The organism is Bacillus sp. AFS017336, assembly GCF_002555445.1.
GTDB lineage: Bacteria > Bacillota > Bacilli > Bacillales > Bacillaceae_G > Gottfriedia.
Genome location: NZ_NUCO01000159.1, coordinates 1 through 6,914, shown reverse-complemented (window position 1 = coordinate 6,914; position 6,914 = coordinate 1). Strand labels below are relative to the sequence as shown.

The 6,914-nt window shown below is 31.9% G+C and carries 8 protein-coding genes; 5 read left to right on the top strand and 3 right to left on the bottom strand.

Annotated features, from left to right (window positions below; translation table 11 throughout):
- Window positions 1–226 precede the first annotated feature (226 nt).
- Complete coding sequence (locus CN601_RS26280) at window positions 227–1,525, top strand: NCS2 family permease (protein ID WP_257131828.1); 1,299 nt, start codon at window positions 227–229, stop codon at window positions 1,523–1,525.
- A 57-nt stretch (window positions 1,526–1,582) separates the two neighbouring features.
- Here the strand turns inward: CN601_RS26280 and CN601_RS26275 are convergent, their stop codons facing one another.
- The 3 genes from CN601_RS26275 to CN601_RS26265 are packed head-to-tail and all read right to left on the bottom strand — an operon-like array spanning window position 1,583 to window position 3,840.
- Window positions 1,583–2,584 (bottom strand): ABC transporter permease subunit, encoded by a 1,002-nt coding sequence (locus CN601_RS26275; protein ID WP_179865711.1) that lies wholly within the window; start codon window positions 2,582–2,584, stop codon window positions 1,583–1,585.
- Window positions 2,577–3,455: an ABC transporter ATP-binding protein gene (locus CN601_RS26270; RefSeq protein ID WP_172444067.1), complete on the bottom strand. Its 879-nt coding sequence runs from the start codon at window positions 3,453–3,455 to the stop codon at window positions 2,577–2,579. Before CN601_RS26270 ends, CN601_RS26275 begins: the two co-directional genes overlap by 8 nt.
- 1 nt (window position 3,456) lies before the next feature.
- On the bottom strand, window positions 3,457–3,840 hold the full coding sequence (locus tag CN601_RS26265) for a GntR family transcriptional regulator (RefSeq protein ID WP_098120974.1): 384 nt from the start codon (window positions 3,838–3,840) through the stop codon (window positions 3,457–3,459).
- A 189-nt stretch (window positions 3,841–4,029) separates the two neighbouring features.
- Here CN601_RS26265 and CN601_RS26260 point away from each other — a divergent pair, with 189 nt between their 5' ends.
- From CN601_RS26260 to sigF, 4 genes are all read left to right on the top strand, one after another.
- On the top strand, window positions 4,030–5,193 hold the full coding sequence (locus CN601_RS26260; RefSeq protein WP_098120975.1) for a D-alanyl-D-alanine carboxypeptidase family protein: 1,164 nt from the start codon (window positions 4,030–4,032) through the stop codon (window positions 5,191–5,193).
- A 128-nt stretch (window positions 5,194–5,321) separates the two neighbouring features.
- Window positions 5,322–5,672: an anti-sigma F factor antagonist gene (gene spoIIAA, locus CN601_RS26255; protein WP_098120976.1), complete on the top strand. Its 351-nt coding sequence runs from the start codon at window positions 5,322–5,324 to the stop codon at window positions 5,670–5,672.
- On the top strand, window positions 5,672–6,112 hold the full coding sequence (gene spoIIAB / locus CN601_RS26250; RefSeq protein ID WP_098120977.1) for an anti-sigma F factor: 441 nt from the start codon (window positions 5,672–5,674) through the stop codon (window positions 6,110–6,112). The genes spoIIAA and spoIIAB overlap by 1 nt, the downstream gene beginning before the upstream one ends.
- Before the next feature lie 12 nt (window positions 6,113–6,124).
- The gene (gene sigF, locus CN601_RS26245; protein ID WP_098120978.1) at window positions 6,125–6,880 is read left to right on the top strand and encodes an RNA polymerase sporulation sigma factor SigF; all 756 of its coding nucleotides are present in this window, start codon (window positions 6,125–6,127) and stop codon (window positions 6,878–6,880) included.
- Window positions 6,881–6,914 lie beyond the last annotated feature (34 nt).

Below are 6,914 nucleotides of genomic sequence, written 5' to 3'. Positions count from 1 at the left end.
TACAACTTCTTTTACATTGAAAAATATTATTGATTAATTTTGAAACGTTCTTTTTCAACAGTGTGAAAGTAAAAAGTTTTTTTAAAGTGTCTTGTTACTTCATTTCAAATTTATGCACAAAAAAGAAAAAAATTTTCTTATATCATTATTGATTAATATTTAGTATAATTTTAAAGTGCCTCGTAGCATGGGTGGGAGAGGGAGCCAAATAAAGAGAGGAATTTCTTTGAAAAATTTATTGAACAAAAAATTTAATCTTGAAGGTAGCGGTACGACCATTAAAACGGAGATGATTGCAGGTGTTGTTTCATTTTTAACACTCGTTTATATTTTATCCGTTAATAGTACAATTTTGCATGATGCAGGTATACCGTTCCAAGGTGCAATGATTGCTACAATTCTTTCAGCTTTTTTTGGAAGCGTTATGATGGGATTATGGAGTAATTCGCCTTTAGTATTAGTACCAGGAATGGGCATCAACGCATTGTTTACTTATACAATGGTTGGTGAAATGGGGATGAATTGGAAAGAAGCACTTGCTGTAGTATTTATAAGTGGAATCTTATTATTCATTTTATCATTCACAAAATTAATTAAGAAATTAACAACGGCAATTCCATTATCACTAAAAAGTGCAATTACAGTTGGAATTGGGTTTTTCTTAACGTTTATCGGTCTTCAAGCTGGTGGGATTGTTGTAAAAAATGAAAGTACGTTTGTATCGATTGCTAATTTTTCAAACGTCGATGTACTAGCAACAGTTATTACACTAGGCATTGCGATTTATTTATTTATTAAAAATGTACCTGCAAACTTTTTAATCACGGTTGTTTTAGGTACGATCATTTCATTCATTTTACATGGTGGAATTGAAAAAGCACATGATACAACAAAAATTACAATGAAATCTGCAAGTGAAGTTGTCGGACAACTGACCTTTACTCATATGATGAGTTTTCCATTTTGGATTGCAGTATTTTCTCTGACAATGGTTGTATTATTTGAATCAATCGGCATTATTCATGGGCAATTAAGTATGATCAACCAAGAGCATAAGCAACAAAAGGTTGTTCAAGGAACTGCGTTTGGAATATTATTATCAGGATTACTTGGAACTAGTCCAACAGTAATTGCTGTTGAAGGAAGTGCAGGTATTAGTTCAGGTGGTAGAACAGGACTTACTTCTGTTGTAACTGGATTATTATTTTTAAGCTGTTTGTTATTTATGCCATTAATAGCTTATATTCCAACATCTGCGATTGCACCAATCTTAATCATTATCGGTTCATTAATGGTTAAACACATTACAGATATTCAATTGGATGATCCTACTGAGGCAATTCCAGCCTTCTTAATTTTAGCATTCATCCCTTTAACATATAGTATTATTGACGGAATTGCATTCGGTTTTATTGCTTATCCATTAGTTAAAATGGCAGCAGGTAAGAAAACTGAAATCACGCCATATATGGTAGCAATTTCAGCATTATTCTTTGTACGGTTTGCATTAAACTTTATAGCATAATAAACGGCGCTGGTTCTTATATTGAGAACCAGCGCTTTTTATTTGAAAGATTTAAAGTTAATCAAAAAATTTATTTAATCGTTTATAGAAGAAATAGCCGACTACGGTACCAATTATTAAACCAATCAAGTAAATAATCGTATTGTTCCCATTCGTAATGGTAGAAGTTAATAAAGCGATTAATGTCGCTGCAAGGTATACAAAAAGAACGTTTACGAATAAAGAGAATTTTTTATACACGAATAATTTTCCGTTATTTACATTCGCATTCCTGTTATAGCACAATAAACCAATTAGTAAAAAAGCAACAATATAAAGAACAATTATTGTTAAATTTCCATAATCAACAGTTGGATAGTGGACGATGTTTTCATTAAAATCTCTTGAAATTGATAGAGAGCCTGTTTGATATGGAATAGACCAACTAGTTATACTTTTTTCAAAGTTGTTGTAAGATAGTTCATGGTTAAAAATCCCCTTTAGATTTGAATAAATACTAAAGTATATAATACTTGGTGAGAAGATTGTAAAAATAGTGAATAGCGTTTGAGAAAAATAATGACCTGTAATCGTTCCGATCGCCAGACCAATCGTAAAAAAAGCAATTGTAAAAAGTAAGATGACAGTAAATATAGTAGCAAATGATGATGCGTCGATATATTTGTGAAGATTAGTAGTGTAATGGATTAATAGTGTTAAAATGATTAAGCCAAAAGTTGCCATAACAATATGAACAATGCCAAAGAACCATTTTGATAGAAAAATCTGCTTAGGTGAGTATGGAAGTGAAAATTGAAAATCAATGCCACCTGTATTTCGTCCGATGCCTATTAATAAGATGCTTAAAATTAAGACAATGATTACTGACATAAATGCTAGCGTACTAAAGTCAGAGATAAATAGATAAGGATTACTCGAATTTGTTAGTAATGCTTTATTTAAATCATCATTGTTATTATAATAGCCAAAAGGAATGATGATTAGATAGACAAGATAGAATAAAATAAGTGCAAGTCGAGATTGTTTAGAATGGATTAGCCATAATGCTTTACTAAACATATAATTCCCCTCCATCGTTTATGAAAAATAAATCCTCTAATGTCAACGGAAGTTCTTCTAAAAGAAGTGGATTTGCCTTTTCCATTTGTTTTATAAATTCATCCTTATTTCCATTAATAATGATAATGGCAACTTTACCAGTTTTAGAGAATACAGAAATTGCTGGGTCCTCTTCAAATTGTTTAGGTAAACCATTTTCAAATGCTACTTGTAGTTTGTAAAATTGGTTCGTACTTTCTTCCATTGTGGAAATTGAATTAATTCTTCCATCTTTAATAAATAAATATTGATCAATTATTTTTTCAAGTTCAGCTAGGTGATGTGATGAGATTAAAACCCCAACGGAGTTTGAGCTAGCATATTCAATGATTAATTGCAAAACAGTCCGTTTAACAACTGGATCTAAGCCATTTGTTGGTTCATCTAAAATGACATAATTTGCACCTGTAGAAAAGGTCAATAATAAATAAATTAGTGTTCTCATACCTTTAGAGTATTTACGAAGGGAACCAAAAGGTAAATTATATTTATTTAATGATTCCATAAACGCAAACTTATTGAAGTTAGGATATGAATTTTCATAAATCGTAATAAGTTCATTCACATTATATTGTTTTATGAAGCTAGTAGAATCACTCATATAAGCTATTTGTCTTCTATTAATAGGTGAATCATTTATATCTACATCATTAATTTGAATTGAACCTTCATCAGGAGATAGGATTCCAACAATTGTTCTTAAAAGTGTCGTTTTACCAGCACCATTTCGTCCTATTAAGCCTGTAATTTTGCCTGTTTCTATTTGAAAGTTTAGATTTTTTAACACTTCTCGGTCATCTAGTTTTTTACTTAAATGATGGATTTTTAGCAAACTAATCAGCTCCTTTTTTCGAATAAAATTCTTTTACCCAATTATTTATTTCTTCTTCTCTTATTCCATCGGCTAAACATTCAATTAATAAATTAGAAAGTTTATTTTTATATTTTAAAAGTACATCTGATGACACAGCCTCTTTTGATAAACCAATTACGAATGTACCTTTGCCTCTAATTGTTTCAATTACTCCATTTCGCTCGAGTTCCTGGTAGGCTCTACTAACTGTATTTGGATTTATGACTAGAGTAGTTGCTAATTCACGTACAGAAGGAAGTTTATCTCCTTTTACCAAAATATTTCTTAGCATTTGTTCTTTTGTTTGAAGAACTATTTGCTCCCAAAGCGGCAAATTGCTTCTTGGGTCTAAAATAATAATCAAAAGATCACCACCTCAAAAATTTATAGTGTACTGAGTGTATTAAGTGTATGGGTGTGATTAATACACTTTACTTATAACATATGTAGTGAAGTATGTAAATAGTTCCATGCTTTCTAATATTTTCATTTGAGTTTGATTAAACTACTTTTATTTGGAAAAAATATGTATGAAAAGAATGGAGGGTTATAAATGAAAAAGGTAGTACTAACTCTTTTAAGTAGTGTAATGATCTTTTCATTATCACTACCAAAAGTAAATGCAAGAGAAACACAGAATAGTGATGTAAGTTTGGCAAAAAATGCGTTATCTTCTGTCATTATTGAACAAGATACTGGAAAGATTTTGTATGAAAAAGATGCTAGAAAAGAGCTTCCACCAGCAAGTATGACGAAAATTATGACGATGCTGATTATTATGGAAGAAATTAATAAAGGCAAACTAAAGTTAGACGATAAAGTTATGACGAGTGAACATGCTGCATCGATGGGCGGTTCGCAAATCTTCTTAGAGCCTGGAGAAGAGATGACAGTTAAAGAAATGCTTAAAGGAATTGCAATTGCATCCGGAAATGATGCATCTGTTGCAATGGCAGAAAAAATTGCCGGTACAGAAGAGGCATTTGTCGGTTTAATGAATAAAAAAGCTAAGCAATTAGGTTTGAAAAATACTCATTTTGAAAATCCAACAGGCCTGCCAGCTCCTGGACATTATTCTTCAGCATACGATATGGCAATTATGGGAAGAGAATTATTAAAATATCCATTGATTACAAAGTTTACTGGTACTTATGAGGATTATTTAAGAAAAGATACAGAAAAACAATTTTGGCTAGTTAATACAAATAAATTAGTTCGTTTTTATCCAGGAGCAGATGGATTAAAAACTGGTTTTACTTCAGAAGCAAAATATTGTTTAACAGCAACTGCGAAAAAGAATAATATGCGAGTAGTTAGCGTAATTATGGGTGCACCAACATCTAAAGAAAGAAACGCCCAAATGACTAATTTATTAGACTATGCGTTTAACCAATATCAAGTAAAACAATTAATTAAACAAGGTGAAAATGTTAATAGGCTAAGTATTAGTAAAGGTAAATCTAAAGACGTAAACGTTGTTACGAAAAGTCCTGTTTCAGTTGTACTAAAAAAGGGTGAAACTCTGAATAAAATAAAGAAAGATATTAAACTCAACACAAATCTTCAAGCACCAATTAAAAAAGGCCAAGTAGTAGGAGTTTTAGTCGTAAAGCAAGGTAGCAAAGTATTGTCTAAAACAGATTTAGTTGCGAATAAAGCAGTAAAAGAAGCTAGCTGGTATGACTTATTTAAGCGTACAGTTGGAGGATTCAACTAATTTTTTACGACTTATTTCGAGTATGACTAAAAAGATTTGACGTTTTACCACTAGTTTTGTCAGCTTGAAGGAATTCGGTTTAGTTTTAACGAAACTTTCAATAACCGTCAAATAAGGAGGTTATTGTAGTGAGTCTTAATATTGAACTAGAAGTGAAGAATGCAATCCTTTGTGTAAGACTAGCAGGGGAACTTGATCATCACACTGCTGAAGATTTACGTTTACAAGTAAACGAGGTATTAGAGTCACAGACTATCAAACATATTTTATTAAATCTTGAGCATTTAACATTTATGGATAGCTCTGGCTTAGGTGTAATTTTAGGTAGATATAAAGTTATTCGAAATAAAGGTGGAGAAATGGCTGTATGTTCAATTTCGCCATCAATTAAAAGGTTATTTGATATGTCGGGATTATTTAAGATTGTTCATTTAGCTGATGATGAGTCAAATGGACTTAATGTATTGGGGGTGGCATAATGCGAAATGAAATGAACCTTCAATTTTCCGCATTAAGTCAAAATGAATCATTTGCTCGAGTAACTGTAGCTGCATTTATTACACAGCTAGATCCTACTTTAGATGAATTAACTGAAATTAAAACTGTTGTTTCAGAAGCTGTTACAAATTCGATTATTCATGGGTATGAAAATAATCCTGAAGGCATCGTATATATTTCAGTTCTTCTTGAAGATCAGACAGTTACTTTAACAATTCGAGATGAAGGAATTGGTATTGTTGATTTAGATGAAGCAATGCAACCTTTATATACTTCGAAACCAGATTTAGAAAGATCGGGCATGGGGTTTACAATTATGGAGAACTTCATGGATCAATGTGAAGTAGTGTCGACAATTAATGTTGGGACTACGATTACGGTTAAAAAGTACTTATCAAATAGCAATGTTTTGAGTAATTAAGGAGAATCGCCTATGGACGTAGAAGTCAAGCAAGATCAACCCCGTGCGCAGTTAAAAGATAGTGAATTAAAAGCGTTAATCAAGCGTAGTCAGGATGGAGATCAACAGGCTAGAGACAGCATCGTCGGGCACAACATGAGACTGGTATGGTCAGTTGTTCAGCGCTTTATTAACCGCGGATATGAACCAGATGATTTATTTCAGATTGGTTGTATCGGCTTATTGAAATCAGTAGATAAATTTGACTTATCTTATGATGTACGATTTTCTACATATGCTGTTCCGATGATTATTGGAGAAATCCAGCGCTTTATTCGAGATGACGGAACAGTTAAAGTAAGTCGTTCATTAAAAGAAACGAATAATAAGATTCGAAAAGCAAAAGAAGAACTAAGTAAAACGCTTGGAAGAATGCCGACAATTAATGAAATCGCTACTCATATGGAAATTACACCTGAGGATGTCGTACTTGCTCAAGAAGCAAGTAGAGCTCCTTCATCAATTCATGAAACGGTGTATGAAAATGATGGTGATCCAATTACATTGTTAGATCAAATTGCAGATAACCATGAAACAAATTGGTTTGAAAAATTTGCATTAAAAGAAGCGATAAAACAACTTGATGACAGAGAGCGATTAATCGTCTACTTAAGATATTACAAAGATCAAACTCAATCAGAAGTTGCTGAACGATTAGGAATTTCACAAGTACAAGTATCAAGGCTTGAGAAAAAAATTCTCCAACAAATGAAAGACAAAATTAAATAAAAATATTTAGCTAGAAAATAAAAGGCTGAAGAAT

What these genes read in the sequence shown, in the direction of transcription:
- sigF (WP_098120978.1), top strand. Translation starts at nt 6,125, where the DNA reads ATGGACGTAGAAGTCAAGCAAGATCAACCCCGTGCGCAGTTAAAAGAT.
- CN601_RS26260 (WP_098120975.1), top strand. Translation starts at nt 4,030, where the DNA reads ATGAAAAAGGTAGTACTAACTCTTTTAAGTAGTGTAATGATCTTTTCA.
- spoIIAB (WP_098120977.1), top strand. Translation starts at nt 5,672, where the DNA reads ATGCGAAATGAAATGAACCTTCAATTTTCCGCATTAAGTCAAAATGAA.
- CN601_RS26275 (WP_179865711.1), bottom strand. Translation starts at nt 2,584, where the DNA reads ATGTTTAGTAAAGCATTATGGCTAATCCATTCTAAACAATCTCGACTT.